The organism is Actinomadura rugatobispora, from assembly GCF_042656285.1.
In the GTDB taxonomy this organism is placed as follows: domain Bacteria; phylum Actinomycetota; class Actinomycetes; order Streptosporangiales; family Streptosporangiaceae; genus Spirillospora; species Spirillospora rugatobispora.
This window is the reverse complement of sequence record NZ_JBHSON010000053.1, coordinates 31023-54044: the sequence shown is the minus strand read 5'-3', so window position 1 is coordinate 54044 and position 23022 is coordinate 31023. Positions and strand designations below refer to the sequence as shown.

Genomic DNA, 23022 nt, shown 5'->3' with positions numbered 1-23022 from the left:
TCGACGCAAGCATGCCGCGTGGTGGCCGCCGTGCGAATCGCGTGACACCGCCCAGGTAGATATGGCGAACGGCAACGCAACAGCCGTGATCGCACATCGCGGACGGGGCACGATCGCGCCGCTGCCGCGGCGCAGGCACGGGGCGCACGGCGATCACGCCGGGCGTGGTCACGCGTCGCGGACGAGGCGTGCCGGGTGGCGGCTGCGGCGCGTGACACCGCTCGGGTGCGTGCCGCGATGACGTGTTGTGGCTGGGTTTGTGGCGTGTGCCCTACGGGCGGGCGCGGCCCTGGTCTGGGCCGTTGTGGTGCGGTGTTGGCGGTCCCGCCCCCCAGCGGGGATCCGCCGTGCGCCTGGTCCTGGGTGTGGCAGGGCCGGGCGCGATGACCGGAGGTGTCCGGTCGGTGTTCTGAAGAGGTGTCCCGTTCGCCAGGCGAACGGGACCTCACTCCAGTGTTGAGTGATCCGGGACCGCGATTCTCGGATGATCGTGGTCCCGGATCCGTCGTCCAGGAGATGTCCGGACAGTGACCGTCCGGGCACTCCTGTCCCCCCTCAAGGTGAGCCAGGTAGGGCCGGCGAGTGCCGAGGGCGCTCGCCGGGCGGAGTGTGCTACTCCGACCTCTGCTGCGGGATTCCCGCCAGCAGCGCCCGCACCTCGGCCTCCCGGTAGCGCCGGTGCCCCCCCAGCGTGCGGATGGACGTGAGCTTTCCAGCCTTCGCCCACCGCGTGACGGTCTTGGGGTCGACGCGGAACATCGTCGCCACCTCTGCCGGCGTCAGCAGGGGCTCGGCCTCTGGCGTACGTGCTGACATGTGTGCGGCCTCTCCTCCGTGGACCGATGACAGCGATCCTGCGATTGATCCTCGCGCGGTCACTGATGTCCCCTATGGCCCGAAAGAGCCACTATGACATCACAACGTGTAACCTTGCCACCACTCAACGCGACAAGCAAGCTCCTGGCGAGAGTTGCGTGGGAACATCCCCGCGACCACCGGGAGCGGTGCGTCATCATGGCAACCGAGTCACGCAGCGTGATTCTAGCGATACGTATAGTCGTATCGCGCGCGGATTCGGGAAATTTGTTCAGTTCGCCGATTCCAGCGCCCTGACGTGGCGCCATCGGGCCCGCAGGCGCCGCCGCATCGCGGTGGCGAGCTCGGCCTCGCCGCGGGCCGCCGCGGCGAGCGCCACCCCCGTCTCGGCGACCGACTCGTCGGCGCGGAGGAAGTCGTCGTCCAGCAGGTGGACCAGGCCCCCGTAGTCGAGTTCGACGAGTGCGCGCGGGTGGAAAGCGGCCAGCCAGCGTGCGACCGTCTCCAGGTGGCCCGTGCCGGGGGCGTACGGGAGGGCGGCCTCCACCCGGGTCCGCGCCTCGGCCATGGTGGTGACGTAGATCAGGGTACGGGTCGCGGCCGCCGTCGCGGGTCCGCGGCCGCGTTGCTCGGCGGCGGTGCCGCCCAGCAGCAGGCAGCGCTCGGCGGCGGTGAAAAGGGCGAACCACGACGGTGGCACGTGCCAAGTGCTGGAGAGGATGTGCGGGCGGGACGTGCCCTGCCGGGACTCCTCCTCCACGCGCCGCATCACGTCGGGGGGCATGTAGCAGGCGGCCATGAGGGCTGAGGTCTCCTGCCTGAAGCGGGAGAAGGCGTGCCAGGAGCGCAGGCGGGTCTCCCAGGGGCAGATGTAGAGCATGTCGTGGGAGCGGCGTACGTAGGCGTCCGCGCTCTCCCGTTCGGGGGCGACTACAGGGGGTGACGCCACGAGGCGGCGCCTGGCCTGGAGGTGCTCCGCTCTGAGGGCGTGTACGCGCCGGGGCCGCTTGCGGGAGTCGGCGTAGGCCGTCCAGAGGGTGCGGGCCGGTTCGGGGAAGGCGGTCACCGGCTCGTATACGCGTAGGTACGCGGCGTACGGAAGCACACCCGCATCGTGACATGTCCAAGGTGCGGGCAAAGGGACCACCGCGCCACCGAGATCCCCGTGTTACCTCCTCTAGGCTGATCTACAGACGGAGAGGAGGGCACTACCGTGCCTAATGTCTTCGGGTCGCCCCACAAGGGCACAGGACCCACCGACCAGCCCGTATCCCGCTTCGGCAGCCACGAACAGGTCGTGTTCTGCCAGGACGAGGCCAGCGGCCTGCGCGCGATCATCGCGATCCACTCCACCGCGCTGGGCCCGGCTCTGGGCGGCACCCGCTTCTACCCGTACGGGTCGGAGGACGCGGCGCTGACCGACGTGCTCAACCTGTCCCGCGGCATGGCGTACAAGAACGCCCTGGCGGGCCTGGACCACGGCGGCGGGAAGGCGGTCATCATCGGTGACCCCGCCACCGTCAAGACCGAGGCGCTGCTGCGTGCCTACGGGCGGTTCGTGCAGTCGCTGAACGGTCGCTACTACACCGCGTGCGACGTCGGCACCTACAGCGAGGACATGGACGTCGTGGCCCGCGAGTCGCGCTTCGTGACGGGCCGTACGCGCGCGCACGGCGGCGCCGGAGACTCCTCCATCCTCACCGCGTTCGGCGTCTTCCAGGGGATGCGGGCCGCGGCCGAGGCGGTCTGGGGCGCTCCCACGCTGCGGGGACGGCGCGTAGGGGTCGAGGGGGTCGGCAAGGTCGGGCACCGGCTCGTGGAGCATCTGCGGGAGGACGGCGCCGACGTCGTCATCTGCGACGTGAGCGAGGCCGCCGTGGAGCGCGTCCGGGCCCGCCACCCGGATGTGGAGGTGGTCGACGGCAAGGACGCCCTCGTACGGGCGAATCTGGACGTCTACGCCCCATGTGCCCTGGGGGGCTCCCTGGACGACGACAGCGTCCTGACGCTCACGGCGAGGATCGTGTGCGGCGCCGCCAACAACCAGCTCGCCCACCCGGGCGTGGAGAAGCAGCTCGCCGACCGCGACGTGCTGTACGCGCCCGACTACGTGGTCAACTCCGGCGGCGTGATCCAGGTGGCCGACGAGATCGGGGGGTTCGACTTCGAGCGGGCCCGGGCCCGGGCCGGCGAGATCTTCGAGACCACACGGCGGATCTTCGCGCTGGCGGCGGAGGAGGGGGTGCCTCCGGCGGTGGCGGCGGACCGTCTCGCCGAGCGCCGGATGTCCGACATAGGACGGTTGCGCGGCATCTGGCTGTGATCGTCGCGGACGCGTCGCGGGCCGCGTGTGTCCCGGTCCCGCGACGCGTCCGGACCTCGACCGACCCGGCCGGGCGTCCGTTTGGTGGCGCGTCGTCCGGAGCGAGAAGACCCTTGCGCAGCGGATACACTGGTGTTCTCCGCAACGAGCATGCCGCCACGGACTGACGATGTACCGAGCCGGGCGCAAAACGGGTACGGTTGTATCCGTGACTGACGCATGGCTCATCAGGCATCGGTTCGTGTGGTACACGCGCGCGTTGATGGGCCCACGAAAGCCCTGACCATCGAGGGGGTCGAGCCAATGGGTCGCGGCCGAGCCAAGGCCAAGCAGGTGAAGGTTGCCCGCCAGCTCAAGTACCAGAGCGGCAACACGGACCTCGACCGCCTGAAAGGCGAACTGGGAGTCCCTGACCCCGCCGGCGACGACTACGACGCTTACGACGAGCTCGCCGAGAAGTACGCCGACTACGCCGACGACGGCCCCGAGGATCGCAAGGACGGCACCTCCGGCTGATCGCCAGGCCACCACGCCACCGCCCGCCGATTCACGCGCGGGCGGTGGCGTTTTTTCCGCCCTGGAGGGCGGTCAGCGGGCGGCCAGGGCGTCGTGGACGCCGGGTTCCGCGCGGCCCAGGTGGGCCGGGTCCGGGCGGGTGGCGAGGCTGGTCATCGCCTTGAGCATCGCGAGGGGTTCGCGGCCGTAGCCGATGGTGGTGCCGGGCATCGTGCGGGGGCTGGGGTCGCCGACGCCTCGCGCGTCCAGGCCGGCGGCGCGGCAGAGGGCGACGGCGCGGGGCAGGTGGAAGCCCTGGGTCACGACGGTGAGCCGCTGCACCCCGAAGATCCGCTTGGCGCGGGTGCAGGAGTCCCAGGTGTCCAGGCCGGCGAAATCGCGGACGATCTTGCGGTCGGGGACCCCGGCGGCGACCAGGTGGTCGCGCATCACGGTCGGCTCGTCGTAGCCCGCGACCCGGTTGTCGCCCGACACGAGAATGACTTTGACCTTGCCCCGCTGATAGAGATCTCTGGCCAGTTCGAGGCGGCGGGCCAGGAAGATCGACGGCTGGTCGCCGCGGATCCCGGCGCCCAGCACCAGCGCCACCGGGCTCGGCGGCACGTCCGCCGCGGTGTGTCGGTAGCGGGCCGTGTCCGCGTACGCCCAGCCCATCGGGGCCGTGACGGCGTAGGCGGCCAGCGCGGCCAGGACGAGCAGCGGCCCGGCCCAGCGCCGCGACGGCCGCGGCAGACGTCTGATCACAATGTCAGGGACGTCCGATCTCATGCCGGAGTTCCCGGCCCCGAGCGACGCGCTCGGGGCCGGGTCAGGAGAACCTGGCCGTGCCGGTACCGGGGACGATCTCGCCGAGCCGCCAGGCGGGCACGCCGCGCTCCTCCAGCAGGCGCAGCGCCGCGTCGGCGGCGTCGGCGGCCACGATGGCGGCCATGCCCACGCCCATGTTGAACGTCGTGTCCATGTCGGCCCGGGCCACGTCCCCGTACGCGCGGAGCACCTCGAAGAGCGGCGGCACCGTCCACGACGCGCGGTCGAGGACGGCGTCGAGCGAGCCGGGCAGCGAACGGGCCAGGTTGCTCTCCAGCCCGCCGCCGGTGATGTGCGCGAACGCGTGCACGCCGCCGGCCCGGGCGAGGGCCAGGCAGTCCTGGGAGTAGATGCGGGTCGGGGTGAGCAGTTCCTCGCCGAGCGGACGGCCCAGCTCCGCCGGCCGCGACTCCAGGGTCAGGTCGGTGGTGGCGAGGATGTGGCGGACGAGTGAGTACCCGTTGGAGTGGATGCCCGAGGACGCCATCGCCAGGACGGCGTCCCCGGCCCGGACGCGGCCCGGCCCCAGCAGCCCGTCGGCCTCCACGACGCCCGTCCCGGCGCCCGCGAGGTCGAACTCGTCGGGCGCCAGGAGGCCGGGGTGCTCGGCGGTCTCGCCGCCGACCAGGGCGCAGCCCGCCAGCGCGCAGGCGTCGGCGATGCCGCCCACGATGTCGGCGATGCGCTCCGGGACGACCTTGCCGCACGCGATGTAGTCGGTCATGAACAGCGGCTCGGCCCCGCACACCGCGAGATCGTCGATCACCATGCCGACCAGGTCGTGGCCGACGGTGTCGTAGATCCCCAGCCGCCGGGCCAGGTCGACCTTGGTGCCGACGCCGTCGGTGGACGTCGCCAGCAGCGGGCGCCGGTAGCGCAGCAGGGCGGAGGCGTCGAACAGGCCGGCGAAGCCGCTGGCGTCGTCCACGACCTCGGGCCGCCGGGCCCGGGCGACCCTGGACTTCATCAGCTCGACGGCGCGTTCGCCCGCCGCGATGTCGACCCCGGCCGCCTCGTAGGAGGTGCTCATCGCCGTTCCGTTCCCCTGCCTTCCTTGGTGTTCACGTTCTGGACGGCTCCAGGAGGTGCTTGCCCCGCGCGCCCTCGTCGACCGGGATCGGGTACTTCCCGTCGAAGCAGGCCCGGCACAGGTTGTCCTTGGGGATCTGGGAGGCGGCGATCAGCTCGTCCAGCGAGATGTAGCCGAGCGAGTCGGCGCCGAGGGAGTCGCGGATCTCCTCGACCGACAGGTTCCCGGCGATCAGCTCGGCGCGGCTGGCGAAGTCGATGCCGTAGAAGCACGGCCAGGCCACCGGCGGGCTGGAGATCCGCACATGGACCTCGGCGGCCCCGGCGTCCCGCAGCATCCCCACGATGGCGCGCTGGGTGTTGCCGCGGACGATCGAGTCGTCCACCACGATCAGCCGCTTCCCCTCGATCGCCTCGCGCAGCGGGTTGAGCTTGAGGCGGATGCCGAGCTGGCGGATGGTCTGGGACGGCTGGATGAACGTGCGGCCGACGTAGGAGTTCTTCACCAGCCCCTGCCCGTAGGGGATCCCGGACGCCTCGGCGTAGCCGATCGCGGCCGGGGTGCCCGACTCGGGCGTCGGGATGACCAGGTCGGCCTCGACCGGGTGCTCGCGGGCCAGCCGCCGGCCCACCTCGACCCGGGTCGCCTGGACGCTGCGGCCCGCGATGGTGGTGTCGGGACGGGCCAGGTAGACGTACTCGAACAGGCAGCCCTTGGGCCGCGGCTCGGCGAACCGCTCGGACCGGACGCCGCCGCCGTCGATCGCGATCAGCTCGCCGGGCTCGATCTCCCGGACGAACCGGGCGCCGACGATGTCGAGGGCGGCGGTCTCGGACGCGACGACCCAGCCGACGTCCTCGAAGCGGCCCAGCACCAGCGGCCGGATGCCCTCGGGGTCGCGGGCGGCGTACAGGGTGCCCTCGTTCATGAAGACCAGGGAGTAGGCGCCGCGCACGACCGGGAGGATCTCGCGGGCGGCCGCCATCGGGTCGCCGCCGGGGTGGGTGGCCAGCAGCGCGGTCAGGACCTCGGTGTCGGTGCTGGCGGTCAGCACCCCGGGGTCGAGCCGGGCGGCCAGGTCGGGGGTGTTGATCAGGTTGCCGTTGTGGGTGAGGGCCAGCCCGCCCGCGTCGGTCGAGCGGAACGTGGGCTGGGCGTTCTCCCAGGTCGGGGAGCCGGTCGTGGAGTAGCGGCAGTGGCCGACGGCCAGGTGGCCGCGCAGCGTGTTCAGCACGGATTCGTCGAAGACCTGGGCGACCAGGCCCATGTCCTTGAAGACGACGATGCGGGAGCCGTCGCTGACGGCGATGCCCGCGGACTCCTGGCCGCGGTGCTGCAGCGCGTACAGGCCGTAGTAGGTGAGCTTGCTCACTTCGGCGCGGCCCGCCTCGGCAGGCGGCACCCAGACGCCGAACACCCCGCAGGCGTCCTGTGGGGGGCGGTCAGAGGGATCGATGTCGTGGCTCAAACGTCCATCACCGAGAGGCACGCCCGCCAGTCTAGATGCCCGCCTCACCTGCTCCGATCGGCGGATCTCCTGGAAGGACCTTTACCCGGCGGTACGGGGCCGCGGCGACCGGGCGCGCCACCCTTGACCCGGACGTCCGCCGCGGGGACGCGGACGTCCACGACGGGAGATCACGGGAGCGCGCATGACGACGCCGGGGAGCCGGCCCTACCCGCCACCGCCGCCGCGGCAGGGACCGCCTCCGAAGCCGCGCGGCAGGGGCCCGGCGGTGACCTCGCTCGTGCTCGGGCTGCTGTCCGTGCCGACGCTGCTGATCTGCGGGCTGGGGATCCTGCTGGCGCTGGCGGGGCTGGTGGTGGGGATCATCGCCCTGGTCCAGGCCCGGTCCAGGGCGTCCGCCGCGTGGGCGCCGCCGGACGCGTGGCCGCCGCCCGCGACCGGCCCTGGGGCGCCGGGACGCCGGGGCGTGATCGTGATGGCGGTGGTCGGGATCGCGGCGTCGGTGGCGACGCTCGGCCTGACCGCCTGGCTGGTGATCAAGGTGGCGGGGTGCGGGAATCCGGCCCGGTACCCCGACGACGCGGCCCGCCAGCGCTGTGTGGAGCGGGAGTTCCCCTTCACCCGGGCCGCGACCGATCCCGCGGCCCCGTAGAAGGTCAGGACGGGGGGCGGGCCAGGGCCTGGACGGTGCCGGCGTCCAGCGCCGAGGCGTACACCCGCAGATCGTCGAGCAGTCCCGTGAAGCCGGGGCGGTCGGGCTGGCCGCCCAGGTAGATCGGCCCGTACGGCGGCACCACCTCGTGCTCCAGCGGGACGCCCACGTCGAGCCGCCCGTCAATGTAGAGGTACATGCCGTCGGCGTCCGCGACGAACGCCACATGCGTCCACTCACCCACCCGCAGGGACGTGCGGCTGTCGACGTAGTCGGGGCCCTTGGCGGTGAACACCTGCCCGCGGACCCGCATCGCGTCCGGGTAGAGCCACATGCCGACGCCGCGGGCGTCGTTCTCGCCCACCGGCTTGTAGAGCAGGCCGCGCCACTCGCCGTCCGGGGGCGCGGTCACGTTCACGAAAAAGGCCAGCGCGAACCCGAACACCTGGCTGAGAACGAGCTGCGGCGCGGCGGGGATCACGGCCTGCGCGCGCCCGTCGAACGCCAGCGCCTCGCCGTCCCGGCCCGGGACGACCCGGACCGACTCGTCCAGCACGACGGCGGGCGCGGCGCCCTGGACGTCGGCCGCGCTCCGGCCGTCGATGGTGTCGATGTCGAAGATCCAGCGTGCGATGAGCATGGCATCGCCTCTCCGTGCCGTCCCCCGGAGCGGTCGTGGGTCCGCCGTCCACGCTGGCAGCGCCGGGCCGCCGGGACAACCCCTCAGGCGGCGGGCGGCAGCGGGAGGTGGCCGGAGAGGTCCGCGCGGGCGCCGCTGGCGCGGATGCGCCCGGACTTGAGGGCCTCGTCCCAGGTCAGGCGGCCGGTGGCCAGGGCGATCCAGGTGGGTGCGTCCATCTCGACCACGTTTGGGGGGGTTCCACGGGTATGGTGCGGCCCGTCGATGCATTGCACGGCGGCGTACGGGGGCACCCGGACCTCCACCGACCGTCCCGGCGAGAGTTCGGCGAGCCGGTCCAGCAGGAAGCGCACGGCCCCCCTCAGGACCGGCCGGGCCGGCTCGGCGCCCGCGTCGCGGGCGGCCAGCACGGCCTCCAGCGCGGACCTGCGCAGGTCCGCGGGCTCGTCGGACCCGGCGTGCGGCGGCAGGCCGAGCGCGCCGCGCTGCTCGTCCAGCACGGCACGGGAGAGAGGTGTTCGCGACATCGGCACCGACGCTACCGTTCCCCCCGGTGCGGCGGCGTGGCCGAACCCCCGGGAGACCGCTCCCGGGCGCTCCTGTCCGTCACGGCCCGGCTCCCGCCGGTCACCGCCCGGCATCCGCCGGTCACGGTACTGCCGCCGCGACGGTCACGGTACGGCCGCCACGGCATCGGCACGCTCGCGCAGCCGGTAGAAAGGGACCGCGCCGGCCGGGGGCGAGGACGGTTTCGGGGGGCCGGCCGGGGAGGGATCCCCGGCGGGATGACACGGAGGTTGTGTAGATGGCCGAGGCGCTGCCCCTGCAGCCCGGTGACCCTCGCGGACTCGGCGAGTACGAGATCACCGGCCGGCTCGGCGTCGGCGAGCACGGCGCCGTCTTCCTGGGCCGGGACCGCTCCGGCCGGAAGGTCGCGATCAAGCTGCTCCACCTGCGGCTGAGCGGCGAGCCCGCCGCCCGCGACCGGTTCGCCGGGTCGTTCGCCGCCGCCCGCAAGGTCTCCGGCTTCTGCGTGGCCGGGATCCTGGACGCCGACGTCGAGGGCGGCCGGCCGTACGTGGTGAGCGAGTGGGTCGACGGCCCCTCCCTGCTCCAGCTGGTGGCCGAGGAGGGCCCGCGCGGCGACGCCGTGGCCGAGCGGCTCGCGGTCGGCACCGCGGTCGCGCTGGCCGCCATCCACCGCGCCGGCGCGGTGCACCACGACTTCAAGCCCGCCAACGTCCTGCTCGGCCGGGACGGACCCCGCGTGAGCGACGTGGCCGTCACGCCCGCGCTGGACGCGGTGGACGCCGCCCCCAACGGCCGGGTCTCCGACGACCCGTCCTACAAGGCGCCCGAACAGCTCAGCGGCATCGACATCGGCCCGGCCGCCGACGTGTTCGCCTGGGGCGCCACGCTGCTGTACGCGGTGACCGCGCGCCCGCCGTTCGGGGACGACGCGCCCACCGAGGTCATGCAGCGGATCATGTACGACGACCCGGACCTGAGCGCGTTCCCGGAATACCTGCGGGGCATCGTCGCCGAAGCCCTGGCCAAGGACCCCGCCGGGCGCCCGACCCCGGCCGGGCTCCTCGAACGGCTGCTGGACGAGTCCGGCCCGCTGGCCGAGCGGATGCCGGAGGGCCTGGTCGCCGAGGGACGGGCGCTGGCACGCGGCACCACACCCCCGCAACCGCAACCGCAGACCGCCCCCGCCGCCCCCGCCGCCCCACCGGCCGCGCCGCCCCCGCCTCAGCCGCCGGAGCGGCCGTCGAGCACCGCGCCGGCGTCGTTCGGGCAGGGAGCGCAAACGGGCGGGGACGGGTCGTCCAGCGGGGACCCGTGGCCGCCGGAGGAGCCCGCCGAACTCACCCGCGTGGACTTCCCGCTGCCGTTGCAGAGCGCCGCCGTCCCGCCCGCGAACGCGCCGGTGCACGAGGACGCCGCCACGCAGGCCATCCCGTCCGTCCACCCGCGGCCGCAGCCGCCCGCCCAGGCGGATCCGGCCGACCGGACCGAGCCGACGCCGCACCTCATCCCCGGCATGGGCGCCTCCCGCGACGAGGACGAGCGGAACTCCACGGCGGTCCTGTCGCTGCCGCCCGAGGAGCCGCGCCGCGGCGTCCCCGGCGCCCTGGACCGGCTGACCCGGCTGCGCCCCGGCAACCACCTGCTCGGCGTGGCGCTCTCGCTGACGATCGGGGTGCTGGTCGGCGTCGCGATCATCGCGCTGGTGCTGCTGCCGCAGTGGCGGGACGACGCCGGCGGCTCGCCCGGACCCGGGGCCGCGCCGCCCGACGACCGTCCGGTGAGCGCCGTCCCCGACGGGTTCTCCGGAACGTGGAAGGGCACAGCGGTCAATCCCTCCCGGGGCGCCTCGTTCCCGATCGAGGTGACGTTCACGGCGGGCGAGAAGACCGCCAAGGCCGTGTACCCGCGGAGCCACTGCACCGGGACGCTCACCCTCACCGAGGGGACGAACCGGCAGCTCACCATGGCGCTGGCCATTCCGAAGCCGTGCACGAACGGCACCGTGCAGGTCAGCCGGCAGCCGGACGGCACCCTCCAGTACGCCTGGAGCACGCCCGGCCAGCCGCAGCTCGGATACCAGGGAAAGCTCACCCGCGGCTGACCCGTGCCACCTCCGGCCGGAATGCCGATTTAAGCGTGATTTAAGGGCTCTTTTCGCAGGAGATCCATTAAGGTACCTCCGGGCCGATCGATCATCTCGGCCACCCGCGGGCACCGCGTACGGTCCCGCCGGAGAGAAGGAGAACTCTTGCGGACTGTCCACCGAAGGGTCCTCGTCGTCGGCGCGGCCGCCTCGTGCGTCACCGCCGCCGGCGTCCTGCCCGCCTCCGCAGCCCCCGGGGCGGGTGAGCCGGTCACCGTCACCGCGGCGCGGGGCACCCCGCTGCCGGGCCGGTACATCGTCACGCTGAAGTCCGGGGCGTCCACCGCCTCGGCGGCCCAGCGGGTCCGCGCCACCTCCGTCAAGCGCTTCGACGGGGTGCTGAACGGCTTCGCCGCCAAGCTGAGCACCGCGCAGCTGGACAAGCTGCGCCGCGACCCGGCGGTGGCCGCGATCGAGCACGACCAGGTCGTCAAGCTCGTCGCCACGCAGAGCAACCCCACCTGGGGCCTGGACCGCATCGACGAGCGCCCCCTGCCGCTGTCGAAGTCCTACACCTACACCTCGACCGGCACCGGCGTGAACGCCTACGTGATCGACACCGGGCTGGCGCACAGCCACCCCGAGTTCGGCGGCCGGGCCAAGACGGTCTGGGTCGCGCCGGAGTTCAACGGCGACGGCTGGGACCACAACGGGCACGGGACGCACGTGGCCGGCACCATCGGCGCCAAGACCTGGGGCGTGGCCAAGAACGTCAACGTGCGCGGCCTGCGGGTGCTGGACGCCGACGGCTTCGGCTCGGTGTCGACCATCGTCCAGGCCGTCCAGTGGGTGCAGCAGAACGCCGCCAAGCCCGCCGTGGCCAACCTGTCGATCGGCGGCCCCAAGTCGGCGGCGCTCAACACGGCCGTGCAGCAGCTGTCGCAGTCGGGCGTCTTCGTCTCGGTGGCGGCGGGCAACGAGAACCAGAACGCCTGCAACACCTCGCCGTCCAGCGCGGGCTGGGTGATGTCGGTCGGCGCGACCACGATCTACGACAACCGGGCCACCTGGTCGAACCACGGCTCGTGCGTCGACATCTTCGCGCCCGGCTACGGGATCACCTCGGCCTGGCCCGGCGGCGGCAAGTCGACGATCTCCGGCACGTCGATGGCTGCACCGCACGTGAGCGGGGTCGCGGCGCTCTACCTGGCCGGCAACCGCGGGGCCACGTTCCCGCAGGTGCAGAAATGGCTGAACGACAACTCAACAAAGGGAAAGATCGGACGGCTGCCGTCCGGGACCGCCAACCGGCTCCTCTACAAAGCGGGTCTGTGAGCCCGGTCACGTAGGATGGCCCGGCCATCGAGCCATCCCAGGTGCCGCTGGGGTTTAATCTTGGCGAGGATCTTACAGTTCGTTGGCATCCGGCCGCCGAGCCGCCCGTTTCGGGCGGGGCGGCGGCCGGCCACGCCGAGTCCCGCGGCGCTACCCCGCCCGGGAGCCGGGGACCCACAGCCATCAGGTCCGGGGGCGCGCCCCCGGACCAGACCGGCCGGGGTGAATTCACCACCCGTGACCGCGGGCGGTGATAGGGCTGACTCCCGGCCCGAATCCGTCAGCTAACCCGGTAGGCGATCGAGGAGAGGAGAGGACGTGGAGGAGACCCCCAACTCCACCCGCCGCTGGCCCGCCCGGCTACGGCGTCCCGCCTTGGCACTCGCGGCGCTCGCCGGTGCCCTGCCGCTCGCCGCGGGCACCGCGCCCCCCGCTCAGGCCGAGCCCGGCGACGCGGGCCGCATCCGCAAGCTGAACGCCCAGATCGAGAAGCTCGACAAGGCGTACGGCGGCGACCTGGCGAAGCTGAAGGACACCCGGTACAGCGTCAAGGTGGCCCTGGACAAGACCAAGGTGCTCAGCAAGGACCTCCAGACCGCCCGCGGCCTGGTCGCCCAGCTCGCCGCCAACCAGTACATGACGGGCGGCGCCGATCCCTCGGTCAACGTCCTCTCCAGCGACGACCCCTCCAACGCGCTCAGCAACCTCAGCCTGGTCAGCCACGTGGCGCAGAACCAGTCCGCCCAGGTGCAGCAGATCCAGAAGCTGGTGAACGAGCAGGAGAAGTCCAAGCGCGAGGCCGAGCAGAAGATCAAGGAGCTCGAGAAGGAGATCCGCGACCTGGTCAAGGAGAAGGCCAGGATCAAGGCGCTGGTCAAGAAGTACAAGCCGGAGTCGCCCAGCGTCGGCATGGGCGGGGTCACCCCCCGCATGCTCAAGGCCAAGAACAGCATCGACATCGAGTTCGGACCGTTCCCCACCATCGGCTGCTTCCGCGGCGGCGTCGACGCCCAGGACCACGCCACCGGCCAGGCCTGCGACTTCATGGTCAGCACGGGCGGCTCGATGCCCTCGGCCAACGGCCGCGCCCAGGGCGACCAGACCGCCGCGTACGCCATCGCCAACGCCAGCAGGCTCGGCATCAAGTACGTGATCTGGCGCCAGCGCATCTACGACATGCGCAGCCCCGGCTGGCGCAGCATGGAGAACCGCGGCGGCACCACCGCCAACCACTTCGACCACGTCCACATCTCGGTCTTCTAGACCGGGGGCGCAGGTCATGCGCTCGCCTTGCGCATCAGGTGCGTGTACGTCCGGATGTCGACGCCGCGTTCGAGTAGGACGCCGGCGAAGCGCGTGGTACCCGTTCTCGCGCATCGACGGCACACCGGCCCGCTCAAGGACCGGTTTCCAGGCCTCAGTACGGCTGATCGGCGTGCGCTGACGAGTCGTGAAGACCAGCCGCGCCGTGACGGGCTTATCGTCCGGGACCCGCCAAGGCAGGGTCAAAGGAATCGGCCATCATTTCGCCGTCTCGCTTGGGCGCTCGCGCCGCTTTCTAGGAGGCTGTGCCATCACCCGGCACCCATGGTGCAGTGCGAGTCGATGGTGTCAGGTGTTGAAAGCCATGACGTAGACGGTCAGGGTGCTGGGGTCGGATGTGTCGATGACCACTTGGCGCACGGGTGCCTCTTGTTCAGGGTCGATGGGGTCGTGGATGCCTTCAAAGTGTGAAAGCTGATCCAGATGCCAGCCCAGGTTGTCGCCGGAGCCGGGTTGGATCGCCGACAGGCCGGGCTTGGGCCTGGGAAGGCCGCTGCCGTGCAGGAAACGCTGTCGGATAGACGCGGAAGTCTAGAACTTCGGCACATAGCCCAGGTTCATTCGCCTCCGGCGGGGGCCTCTGACTCTGGGAAGCCCATTCCGCGCCCGTGACGGTCGTTGCGGGATGGCCGCTTATCTATCAGGTAGACGCTAACCATCGCGCGGCCGCCGGCCGGCCCTCCGGCGAACGGCGGTCACGTGGTGCGCGCCGCCGGAGCTCGAAGCGACGAGGCAGATGGCCCAGTCCGCACCCCGGGTCCCACCCTTTACCGTGCGGACGACCCCGCCGCCGCGAACAAGATAGCGAGTACCGCGCCTCCGGCGGGCCTCCGGCTCTGGGACCGCACCCCGCGCGGCTAGGAGGCCCCGGCGGGGTCGGCGGGGTGGAAGTAGACGGTCGCGCTCACCCACGGCCCGTCCTCGGTGATCTCCTCGTGCAGGATGAGGTCCTGCACCTTGACCGGGCCCAGTTCCTCGATGGAGTCGGCGACCCTCCGCAGCAGCGCGGGCACGTCACCCTGGTCCCGCCCCTTCGGATTCGCCTGGGAGAAGTGCCGGATCGTCCATGAGGGCGTCATCCGGCGATGATGCCAGGTTCCGCGATCAGTCGGTCGTGAGCGCGGGCCGGCGGCGGCCCGACCGAATAGGCTCCCCTGCATGTCCAGCCATGTCGGATTCGTGCGTTCCTGCTGCGGCGAGAAGCACGACGAGTTGCCCCAGCACTACTCCTCCGAGGCGCCGGCGTACTGGTCCGAGGAAATCGCCGCGCACCCCGACAGCGAACTCACCTCCGACCAGTGCGTGATCAATGGAGAGCACCTGTTCGTGAAGGGCCTGATCGAGATCCCCATCATCGGCGGGGACGTCTTCTCCTGGGCCGCCTGGGTGTCGCTCAGCCCGCAGAACTTCGCCCGCATGAGCGAACTGTGGGAGAGCCCGGGCCGTGAGAACGAGCCGCCCTACTTCGGATGGCTGGCCACAGAACTGTTCCTCTACGACCAGAGCACGCTGAACCTGAAGACCCACGTCCACACGCGACCGGTGGGCCGGCGTCCCTCCATCGAGCTCGAGCCCACCGACCATCCGCTGGCCGTCGAGCAGCGGACCGGCATAAGCACGGAGCGCCTGCAGTGGTTCGCCGAACAGCTGATGCACCCCGAGGCGTGAGGTTCGGTGGCACGTGATCGGGGGCGTCAGGCGGTCGCTGTCTCGACGGTGGGTTCGTGGCGGACCTTGAAGTTGACCGAGTTGGCGATGAAGCACATCCGGTGGGCGCGTTCGTGCAGTTCGGGCGTGAGCGCGGCCTGGTCCGCGGTGGCCACGGTGACCTTCGGCCGCAGGACGACCTCCTCGAAGTGGCCGCCGTCGCGGGTCTCGACCATGGTGCCGTGCGGGCGGTCGGTGTACCCGGTGACGATCACCCCGGCGCCGACGCACAGGTGCAGGAACCACAGCATGTGGCACTGCGACAGCGAGGCCACCAGGAGTTCCTCGGGGTTCCAGCGCTCGGGGTCGCCGCGGAGCGCGGGGTCGGAGGACGCCGGAATGACCGGTTTGCCGTCCGCGGTGAGTTCGTGGGCGCGGTCGAAGTCGCGATAACCGCTGGTACCGGTGCCGCGGTCGCCCGTCCAGGTGACATCGAGTTCGTAATGATGGGTCCTGGCCATGTTCGTCCCCTCCGGTTCGCTAGGCGCTCAGCCTCTGCTTCAGGGACCGCCACGTCTTCCGCACGAGCCAGACCAGCGCGATGAAGAGGAAGAATGAGAGCGGCGCCGGTGTGAAGGGCATGTCGAAGACGACGACCGCGGCGAAGCAGAAGAGGAACCACAGCCCGCCGATGAGCGGGAGCAGAGCCTCTTTGACCTGCCTGCGGTGCGTGGATCCGCGCAGGGACCACAGCGCCCAGGAGGTCGCCGCCACCCCGACCACGCCTATCAATGCGATCTGCAGACCGGCCCACATGACGACCCCCTGCGGAGATCATCCCTAGTGGTGGCCGCCGCGACAAGGGGCGGCGTGGAAGACGCGGCCTGGAAAGACCGAACGGGCGCCCGGGGTGGGCGCCCGTTCGGCGGCGGTCAGCCGGCGTAGCTGGGGAGGGTGCGCTCGTGGGCGTCGCGGAGTTCCACGAGCGGAATGGAGAACAGCTCCTGGGCCTCGCCGTCGGAGCCGAGGGTGGAGATGTCCAGGGAGTCGCCGCCGATGACGCCGAGCTGGGAGACCGGGACGCCCGCGGCCTCGCACAGCTGGACGATGCGGCCCTCGCCGCCGGGACGGATGGCGACCACGGTGCGGGCGACCGACTCGCTGAACAGCGAGACGAACGCGTCCCCGCGCAGGGTGATCTTGGCGCCGAGGCCGCCGCGCAGGCAGGACTCCACCAGCGCCTGCGACAGCCCGCCGTCGGACACGTCGTGCGCGGCCGTCAGCAGGCCCTCGCGGGCCGCGTTGACCAGGACCGAGGCCAGGGCGCGCTCGGCGGCCAGGTCGACCAGGGGCGGCAGGCCGCCCAGGTGGCCGTAGACCACGTGCGCCCATTCGGAGCCGCCGAACTCCTCGCGGGTCTCGCCCAGGAGGGCGAGGGTGGCGCCGTCGGAGGTGAACGACATGTTCACGTGGCGGCGCACGTCGTCGTGGACGCCCAGCACGCCGATGACCGGCGTCGGGTTGATCGGCGTGCTGCCGGTCTGGTTGTAGAAGCTGACGTTGCCGCCGGTGACCGGGACGCCCAGGTACTGGCAGGCGTCGGCCAGGCCCTCGACCGCGCGGGCGAACTGCCACATCACGCCCGGGTCCTCGGGGGAGCCGAAGTTCAGGCAGTTGGTGACCGCGAGGGGGCGGGCGCCGGTGGCGGCCACGTTGCGGAACGCCTCCGACAGCGCGAGCTGCGCGCCCGCGTACGGGTCGAGCCGGGTGTAGCGGCCGTTGCCGTCCAGGGAGAGCGCGATGCCCAGGCCGGACTCGTCGTCGATCCGCACCACGCCCGCGTCCTCGGGCATGGCCATGACCGTGTTGCCCAGGACGTACCGGTCGTACTGCGAGGTCACCCAGGTCTTGCTCGCCAGGTTGGGCGAGCCGGCCAACCACAGGACGGTGCGGCGGATCTCGTCGGCGTTGGACGGCCGGGTCAGCCGCCCCGGGGTGTCGGACTGGAGGGAGCCCAGGTCGGCCGGGGGCTCGTAGGGCCGCTGGTAGACCGGGCCCTCGTCGGCGGCGGTGGTCGGCGGGATGTCGACGATCGTCTCGCCGCGCCAGGTCATGACCAGGCGGCCGGTGTCGGTGACCGCGCCGATCGTGGTCGCCGGGATCTCCCACCTGGCGCAGATCTCCAGGAAGCGGTCGACCTTGCCCGGCTCGACCACCGCCATCATGCGCTCCTGCGACTCGCTCATGAGGATCTCCTCAGGGCGCAGCGTCGCGTCGCGCAGCGGGACGGAGTCGAGCTCGACGTGCATGCCGCCGGTGCCGGCCGCGGCCAGCTCGGTGGTCGCGCACGACACCCCGGCCGCGCCGAGGTCCTGGATGCCCACGACGAGGTCCTCGCGGAACAGCTCCAGGCAGCACTCGATCAGCAGCTTCTCCATGAACGGGTCGCCGACCTGCACGCTGGGCCGCTTGGCCTGCGACTCCTCGTCGAAGGTCGCCGACGCCAGCACCGAGGCGCCGCCGATGCCGTCCGGGCCGGTGCCGGCACCGAACAGGATCACCCGGTTGCCCGGGCCGGGCGCCACCGCCCGCTTGATGTCCTCGTGCTTCATCACGCCCACGCACAGCGCGTTGACGAGGGGGTTCTGCGCGTAGCACTCGTCGAAGACGGTCTCACCGCCGATGTTGGGCAGGCCGAGCGAGTTGCCGTACCCGCCGACCCCGGCCACCACGCCCGGCAGCACCCGCTGGGTGTCGGGGGCGTCGGCCGGGCCGAACCGCAGCGAGTCCATCACCGCGATCGGCCGCGCGCCCATCGACATGATGTCGCGCACGATCCCGCCGACCCCGGTCGCCGCGCCCTGGTACGGCTCGACGTAGGAGGGGTGGTTGTGCGACTCCACCTTGAAGGTGACCGCCCAGCCCTGGCCCACGTCGACGACGCCGGCGTTCTCGCCCATCCCGACCAGCAGCGCGTCGGTCTGCGGCGCCTTGTCGCCGAACTGCCGCAGGTGCACCTTGGAACTCTTGTACGAGCAGTGCTCGCTCCACATCACCGAGTAGATCGCCAGCTCGGCCGAGGTGGGACGGCGGCCCAGGATGTCGCGGACCCGCCGGTACTCCTCCTCCTTCATGCCCAGCTCGGCGTACGGGAGCGGGCGGTCGGGGGTGGAGGCGGCGATCGCGACGGTGTCGGTCGGGGCCTCGGGACGCCGCACGGCGGGCTGAGGGCCCGTCTGAGAGACGACGGGCTGGGGGCCGGTCTGCGACACCGCCGACTGGGGCCCGGTGTCGGACACGGCCCGCTGGGGCCCGGTGTCCGACACGACGAGCGGCGGGCCGGTCTCGGTCGTGGGAACGCCGGGGGCGGGGGCGGGCTGCTCGGCGGGCTCGTCCTGCCGCCCGGACTCCGCCGCCGGGGCCTCAGGGGCCGTGACCGCCGGATCGGCGGGGGCGCGGTCCTCCTCCGATGCCCCGGGGAGCCCGGCGTCGCCGAGCCGCTCGAGGATCTCCGCGGCGGTCGCCGGTGCGGGCGCCTCGGCGGCGACCGGGGCGGCGAGCGGCTCGGGAGCGGTCTGCTCGGGCTCCCGGTCGCCGTCGTCCGCGCGGGTCTCGGCGGGGTCGGCGTCCTCGGCGGGGGCGGCGCTCTCGGCGCCCTCCGATGCCGCGGGGACGGCGGGCTGCGGACCCGTGTCGCCGGAGACGGCGGGCTGCGGGCCCGTGTCGCCGGAGACCGCGGGCTGCGGGCCCGTGTCACCGGAAACGGCCGGCTGCGGGCCGGTGTCGCCGGAGACGGCCGGCTGCGGGCCGGTGCCACCGGAGATCGCGGGCTGCGGGCCCGTGTCACCGGAAACGGCCGGCTGGGGGCCGGTGTCACCGGAAACGGCCGGCTGGGGGCCGGTGTCACCGGAAACGGCGGGCTGGGGGCCCGTGTCGGACACGACGGGCTGCGGGCCGGTGGAGGCGGCGGCCTCGCGGGCGCCTTCCTCCGCGACGGCCTCGTAGGCCTGGGCCACCGAGCGGTCGACCGGCTGGAGCTCCGGGTCGTCGGCGTCGGACTTCAGGCCCGCGAGCCACTCCAGGCTCGGCTCGTCGTGATCACCGGACGCGGGGGCGTCCGGGCGGCCTGAGGAGGTGGGCGGCTGCTCGCTCATGCGTTGACCAGTCTCTTGACGATCGAGGTGAAGAAGCCGAGCCCGTCGGTGGACGGGCCGGTGAGGGACTCCACGGCGTGCTCGGGGTGGGGCATCAGGCCGACCACGTTGCCGGCCTCGTTGCAGATCCCCGCGATGTCGTCGAGGGAGCCGTTGGGGTTGAGGTCGAGGTAGCGCGCCACGATCCGGCCGCTCTCGGCGAGTTCGGCGAGGGTCTCGGGGTCGGCGGTGAAGCGGCCGTCCCGGTTCTTGATCGGGACGACCAGTTCCTGGCCCTCGCTGTAGTCGGCCGTCCACGCCGTGGTCGCGTTGTCGACGCGCAGCCGCTGGTCGCGGCACACGAAGTGCAGGCCGGCGTTGGGCAGCAGCGCGCCGGGCAGCAGGTGCGACTCGCACAGCACCTGGAACCCGTTGCAGATCCCCAGCACCGGCAGTCCGGCGCCGGCCGCGGCGACCAGCTCCTCCATCAGCGGCGCGAACCGGGCGATCGCGCCGGCCCGCAGGTAGTCCCCGTAGGAGAACCCCCCGGGCAGCACCACCGCGTCGACTCCGCGCAGGTCGTGCTCGGCGTGCCAGAGCGCGACCGGCTCGGCTCCGGCGAGCCGGACGGCCCGCGCGGCGTCGCGGTCGTCGAGCGAACCGGGGAAGGTGATGATCCCGACCCGGGCAGCGTCCATCTCTTCTGTTCCTCCGAAATGAGGGCGGCCGGGACTGGGCGGTTCTTCCGCCGGACGTCGCCGCCGGGAAGCGGCGGCGGTGCCGTTCATCGATGAGCGGCGCGATCCCCCCGCGCGGGTCCCAATCTACCCGGCGCTGTGCATGAGGCTGCGGTCGAGGCGCCGGATCAGGGCCTCGTCGCGCCAGGTCAGGCGCTTTCGCATCTGGACGACGGTGCCCTGCTCGGGCGCGGAGTCAATGCTCAAATCGTCCACCAGCGCCCGCATGATCCTAATACCGCGGCCCGATTCGGCCAAATCGCCCTCTTCGGGGGCGGGCGGCGGCACTTTCCGCGGCCCGCGTCCCCCGTCCGTGATCTGCAACCGGCAGATGTCGTCGTCGACCCGTCCCGCGACGTGGAAATCGCCGGTGGCGCGGGCGTGCAGGACGGCGTTGGTGCATGCCTCGGAGGCGGCCACGACGATGTCGCCGACGCAGTCCTCGGCGACCCCGAGGCCGCGCAGCGCGTCTCCGAGCACGCGCCGGATCACCGGGATGCTCAGCGCCTCGCGCGGTAGCGCGAGCGAGAACTTCATGTCCACCGGTCACCTCGTGCTCTTGCCGCGCCCCTGGTCAGGCCCGGTCCCCCCGAGCGCGTTCGACGTACTCGACGCAGCTAAGGCTTCCCCGGCGGTATCTTCCGTAATCGTTGGACCGCCGGGTCTTTTGCGTGAACAGTGGGTGGCGGTCCCGCCGGAGCCCGGTGCGGCAGGGCCCCCGGGGCGGGGCCCGAGGGACGCGGCGGGGCGGCCGGCGCACATTCTGGAGGGCGTTCTGGAAAAGGGTCTGGATCTGTTGCGCCGAGCCGGCGCCGACACTTTCCGGTGCCGTTTCCCATACCGTTCGGAATGCTTTTCCGGAACGGTCCGGGGGGAAGAACCGGGACGAACCGTACGGCCGGCGCGCCGTCCGCGGTCCGGACGGCGCCCGCCGGGTTCAGAGAACGCGCACCTCGAAGTTCTCGATCACCGGGTTCGCCAGCAGCGTCTCGGCGATCCTGCGGACCCGGTCCAGGGCCTCCTCGTCCGCCGCCCCGTCGAGCTCGAGCTCGAACCGCTTGCCCTGCCGGACGGCGCCGATCCCCTCGAACCCCATCTGCGGCAGTTTGCGGGCGATCGCCTGCCCCTGCGGATCGAGGATCTCGGGCTTCAGCATGACGTCCACGACCACGCGCGCCACGACCGCTCCCTTACTGATCTGCGGTTTCATTTCCGTCAGAAGCGTACGGCACCATGGCCGGAGCAGGATCACCAGCACCCGGAGTCGAGCCGATGAACATCGATGAGCTGTCCCTCGCGGAGCGCCGCCTGTGGGAGGCGTTCCCGCGCGGTGAATCCGTCGACCTGTCCAGTGCCGACCCCGCGCTGAACGATCCGTCGTACTCCGACCGGTGGGGGCCGGAGCGGCTGGTGCGGGCCGAGGTGCTGGTGGCGCTGCTGGCGGGTGCGCTGGAGGCGGAGTCGGGGCATGTGGCGGCGGTCCGGCTGACCGGGGCGCGGATCATCGGGTCGCTGAACCTGGGGCACGCGCGCGTGACGGTGCCGCTGGCGCTGACGGGGTGCTCGTTCGACGAGGCGCCGCACCTGTACTGGGCGGAGATGAACAGCGTCCACATGATGCGGTGCCGGCTGCCGGGGCTGGTGGCCTCGGGCACCCGGGTGGACGGCCATCTGTGGTTGGAGGGCAGCCGCATCGCGGGGGGCCTGTGGCTGGACGGCGCGCACATCGCCGGCATCCTCAACATGTCGGGCGTCCACCTGAACAACCCGGGCGGTGACGCGCTGCTGGCCGACCGGCTGACCGTGGACGCCAACGTGTACTGCGACCAGGGGTTCACGGCCAACGGCGAGGTGCGGCTGCCGGGCGCCCGGGTGGGCGGGCAGCTGATCTTCCGGGAGGCGCGGCTGCTCAACCCGGGGGGTGCCGCGCTGTACGCCAGCCGCCTGGACGTGGCCGCCAACGTCTTCTGTGACGGGGGTTTCTCGGCGCAGGGCTCGATCCGGCTGCGCGGCGCCCGGGTCGGGGGCTACCTGTCGTTCGTGGGGGCGCAGCTGTCCAACCCGGAGAGCATCGCGCTGAACGCCGACGACCTGGCGGTGGAGACCGACGTCTACTGCTCCGACGGGTTCCGGGCCGACGGAGGCGTGAGTTTCGCGGGGGCGCGGATCACAGGGCAGCTGAGCCTGCGCGGGGCGTACCTGAACCACCCGTCGGGCACGGCGCTGAGCCTGCAGCGGCTCCAGGCCGAGGAGGTGCTGCTGCGCCCGGCCGAGCAGGTGAAGGGTGTGGCCGATCTCTCCTACGCCCGGATCAGCCTGCTGCGCGACGACCGGGCGACCTGGCCGGAGCGGCTGCAGCTGGACGGCCTGCAGTACGAGAACCTCGACCCGCCGCTGTCGGCCCGCGACCGGCTGGACTGGCTGCGCCGCGACACCGACGGCTACCAGCCGCAGCCGTACGAGCGGCTGGCGCACACCTACCGGGCCCTGGGGCTGGACGCCGACGGCCGCTCGGTCCTGCTGGCCAAGGCCCGCGACCGGCGGAAGACGCAGGGTCCGTCCCGCAAGACCATCGGCTGGTTGCAGGACGTCCTGGTGGGCTACGGCTACCGCCCGTTCCGCGCCGCGAGCTGGCTGCTGGGCCTGCTCGCCTTCGGGACGATCGTGTTCTCCATGCACAAGCCCGCGATCCTCAACGACGACGACCATCCGCACTTCAACCCGTTCATCTACTCCCTCGACCTGCTGCTGCCGATCGGCGACCTGGGCCAGGAGCGGGTCTTCGCACCGGCCGGCGTCTACCAGTGGATCGCGAACTTCCTGGTCGTCTCGGGTTTCATCCTCGGCCTGACGGTGGCCGCCGGCGCCACCCGCTCCCTCTCCCGCGAATAGCACCTGCCCCATTATCGGCTTTTGTCCACTTTAACCCGTGGCTGGCCATAACAACGCCATCACCCGCCGATCTCACGTCATTGACGATG

Annotated in this window: 22 protein-coding genes and 1 riboswitch; of the genes, 8 read left to right on the top strand and 14 right to left on the bottom strand. The window is 72.1% G+C overall.

All coding sequences use genetic code 11. The features are described from left to right. Positions 1-612: 612 nt before the first annotated feature. Together bldC and ACFPZN_RS32570 are read right to left on the bottom strand one after the other, a co-directional pair. Complete coding sequence (gene bldC / locus ACFPZN_RS32575; RefSeq protein WP_012850682.1) at positions 613-816, bottom strand: developmental transcriptional regulator BldC; 204 nt, start codon at positions 814-816, stop codon at positions 613-615. Positions 817-1087: 271 nt separating this feature from the next. Then, positions 1088-1921 (bottom strand): DUF8083 family protein, encoded by an 834-nt coding sequence (locus ACFPZN_RS32570; RefSeq protein ID WP_378286122.1) that lies wholly within the window; start codon positions 1919-1921, stop codon positions 1088-1090. A 108-nt stretch (positions 1922-2029) separates the two neighbouring features. On the opposite strand from ACFPZN_RS32570, the gene ACFPZN_RS32565 reads away from it, so the two are divergent. Together ACFPZN_RS32565 and ACFPZN_RS32560 are read left to right on the top strand one after the other, a co-directional pair. Beyond that, on the top strand, positions 2030-3139 hold the full coding sequence (locus tag ACFPZN_RS32565) for a Glu/Leu/Phe/Val family dehydrogenase (protein ID WP_378286121.1): 1110 nt from the start codon (positions 2030-2032) through the stop codon (positions 3137-3139). 303 nt (positions 3140-3442) lie between these two features. Continuing rightward, on the top strand, positions 3443-3655 hold the full coding sequence (locus ACFPZN_RS32560; RefSeq protein ID WP_378286120.1) for a DUF3073 domain-containing protein: 213 nt from the start codon (positions 3443-3445) through the stop codon (positions 3653-3655). Between the two features lie 72 nt (positions 3656-3727). On the opposite strand, the gene ACFPZN_RS32555 is transcribed toward ACFPZN_RS32560, so the two are convergent. The 3 genes from ACFPZN_RS32555 to purF all read right to left on the bottom strand — a co-directional run bounded on the left by ACFPZN_RS32555 (position 3728) and on the right by purF (position 6981). After that, entirely contained in the window at positions 3728-4399 is a 672-nt protein-coding gene (locus tag ACFPZN_RS32555) for a SanA/YdcF family protein (protein ID WP_378286119.1), read from the bottom strand. A gap of 64 nt (positions 4400-4463) precedes the next feature. Then, positions 4464-5492 carry a phosphoribosylformylglycinamidine cyclo-ligase gene (gene purM, locus ACFPZN_RS32550; RefSeq protein ID WP_378286118.1) on the bottom strand — a complete coding sequence of 343 codons (1029 nt, stop codon included), beginning with the start codon at positions 5490-5492 and terminating at the stop codon, positions 4464-4466. A gap of 31 nt (positions 5493-5523) precedes the next feature. Next, positions 5524-6981: an amidophosphoribosyltransferase gene (gene purF, locus ACFPZN_RS32545; RefSeq protein ID WP_378286117.1), complete on the bottom strand. Its 1458-nt coding sequence runs from the start codon at positions 6979-6981 to the stop codon at positions 5524-5526. Positions 6982-7228: 247 nt separating this feature from the next. Here purF and ACFPZN_RS32540 point away from each other — a divergent pair, with 247 nt between their 5' ends. After that, complete coding sequence (locus ACFPZN_RS32540) at positions 7229-7612, top strand: hypothetical protein (RefSeq protein WP_378286116.1); 384 nt, start codon at positions 7229-7231, stop codon at positions 7610-7612. A gap of 4 nt (positions 7613-7616) precedes the next feature. Here ACFPZN_RS32540 and ACFPZN_RS32535 read toward each other — a convergent pair whose 3' ends face one another. Together ACFPZN_RS32535 and ACFPZN_RS32530 are read right to left on the bottom strand one after the other, a co-directional pair. Further along, the gene (locus ACFPZN_RS32535; protein ID WP_378286115.1) at positions 7617-8252 is read right to left on the bottom strand and encodes a LamG domain-containing protein; all 636 of its coding nucleotides are present in this window, start codon (positions 8250-8252) and stop codon (positions 7617-7619) included. Between the two features lie 83 nt (positions 8253-8335). After that, the gene (locus ACFPZN_RS32530; RefSeq protein ID WP_378286114.1) at positions 8336-8779 is read right to left on the bottom strand and encodes a sterol carrier family protein; all 444 of its coding nucleotides are present in this window, start codon (positions 8777-8779) and stop codon (positions 8336-8338) included. Positions 8780-9057: 278 nt separating this feature from the next. On the opposite strand from ACFPZN_RS32530, the gene ACFPZN_RS32525 reads away from it, so the two are divergent. From ACFPZN_RS32525 to ACFPZN_RS32515, 3 genes are all read left to right on the top strand, one after another. Beyond that, positions 9058-10884, top strand: coding sequence for a serine/threonine protein kinase (locus ACFPZN_RS32525; protein ID WP_378286113.1), 1827 nt, complete (start codon positions 9058-9060; stop codon positions 10882-10884). A gap of 147 nt (positions 10885-11031) precedes the next feature. After that, positions 11032-12201: a S8 family peptidase gene (locus ACFPZN_RS32520; protein ID WP_378286112.1), complete on the top strand. Its 1170-nt coding sequence runs from the start codon at positions 11032-11034 to the stop codon at positions 12199-12201. Between the two features lie 138 nt (positions 12202-12339). Then, positions 12340-12516, top strand: a riboswitch (cyclic di-AMP (ydaO/yuaA leader). Positions 12517-12519: 3 nt separating this feature from the next. Beyond that, entirely contained in the window at positions 12520-13464 is a 945-nt protein-coding gene (locus ACFPZN_RS32515; RefSeq protein ID WP_378286111.1) for a coiled-coil domain-containing protein, read from the top strand. A 917-nt stretch (positions 13465-14381) separates the two neighbouring features. Here ACFPZN_RS32515 and ACFPZN_RS32510 read toward each other — a convergent pair. Next, a complete protein-coding gene (locus ACFPZN_RS32510; RefSeq protein ID WP_378286110.1) occupies positions 14382-14603 on the bottom strand; it encodes a hypothetical protein in 222 nt (73 codons plus the stop codon). Between the two features lie 79 nt (positions 14604-14682). On the opposite strand from ACFPZN_RS32510, the gene ACFPZN_RS32505 reads away from it, so the two are divergent. Continuing rightward, complete coding sequence (locus ACFPZN_RS32505; RefSeq protein WP_378286109.1) at positions 14683-15192, top strand: DUF2199 domain-containing protein; 510 nt, start codon at positions 14683-14685, stop codon at positions 15190-15192. Between the two features lie 26 nt (positions 15193-15218). Here ACFPZN_RS32505 and ACFPZN_RS32500 read toward each other — a convergent pair whose 3' ends face one another. The 6 genes from ACFPZN_RS32500 to purS form a co-directional block, all read right to left on the bottom strand. Next, the gene (locus ACFPZN_RS32500; RefSeq protein ID WP_378286108.1) at positions 15219-15692 is read right to left on the bottom strand and encodes an OsmC family protein; all 474 of its coding nucleotides are present in this window, start codon (positions 15690-15692) and stop codon (positions 15219-15221) included. 19 nt (positions 15693-15711) lie between these two features. Then, positions 15712-15987, bottom strand: a complete 276-nt coding sequence (locus ACFPZN_RS32495; protein ID WP_378286107.1) for a hypothetical protein — start codon at positions 15985-15987, stop codon at positions 15712-15714. A gap of 116 nt (positions 15988-16103) precedes the next feature. After that, on the bottom strand, positions 16104-18305 hold the full coding sequence (gene purL / locus ACFPZN_RS32490) for a phosphoribosylformylglycinamidine synthase subunit PurL (protein ID WP_378286211.1): 2202 nt from the start codon (positions 18303-18305) through the stop codon (positions 16104-16106). A gap of 1016 nt (positions 18306-19321) precedes the next feature. After that, entirely contained in the window at positions 19322-20002 is a 681-nt protein-coding gene (purQ, locus tag ACFPZN_RS32485; RefSeq protein ID WP_378286106.1) for a phosphoribosylformylglycinamidine synthase subunit PurQ, read from the bottom strand. Positions 20003-20128: 126 nt separating this feature from the next. Further along, complete coding sequence (locus ACFPZN_RS32480; protein ID WP_378286105.1) at positions 20129-20578, bottom strand: ATP-binding protein; 450 nt, start codon at positions 20576-20578, stop codon at positions 20129-20131. A 400-nt stretch (positions 20579-20978) separates the two neighbouring features. Beyond that, a complete protein-coding gene (gene purS, locus ACFPZN_RS32475; protein WP_378286104.1) occupies positions 20979-21221 on the bottom strand; it encodes a phosphoribosylformylglycinamidine synthase subunit PurS in 243 nt (80 codons plus the stop codon). Positions 21222-21313: 92 nt separating this feature from the next. Between purS and ACFPZN_RS32470 the strand changes: the two genes are divergently transcribed. After that, positions 21314-22933, top strand: coding sequence for a hypothetical protein (locus ACFPZN_RS32470; RefSeq protein WP_378286103.1), 1620 nt, complete (start codon positions 21314-21316; stop codon positions 22931-22933). The last annotated feature ends 89 nt before the right edge of the window (positions 22934-23022 follow it).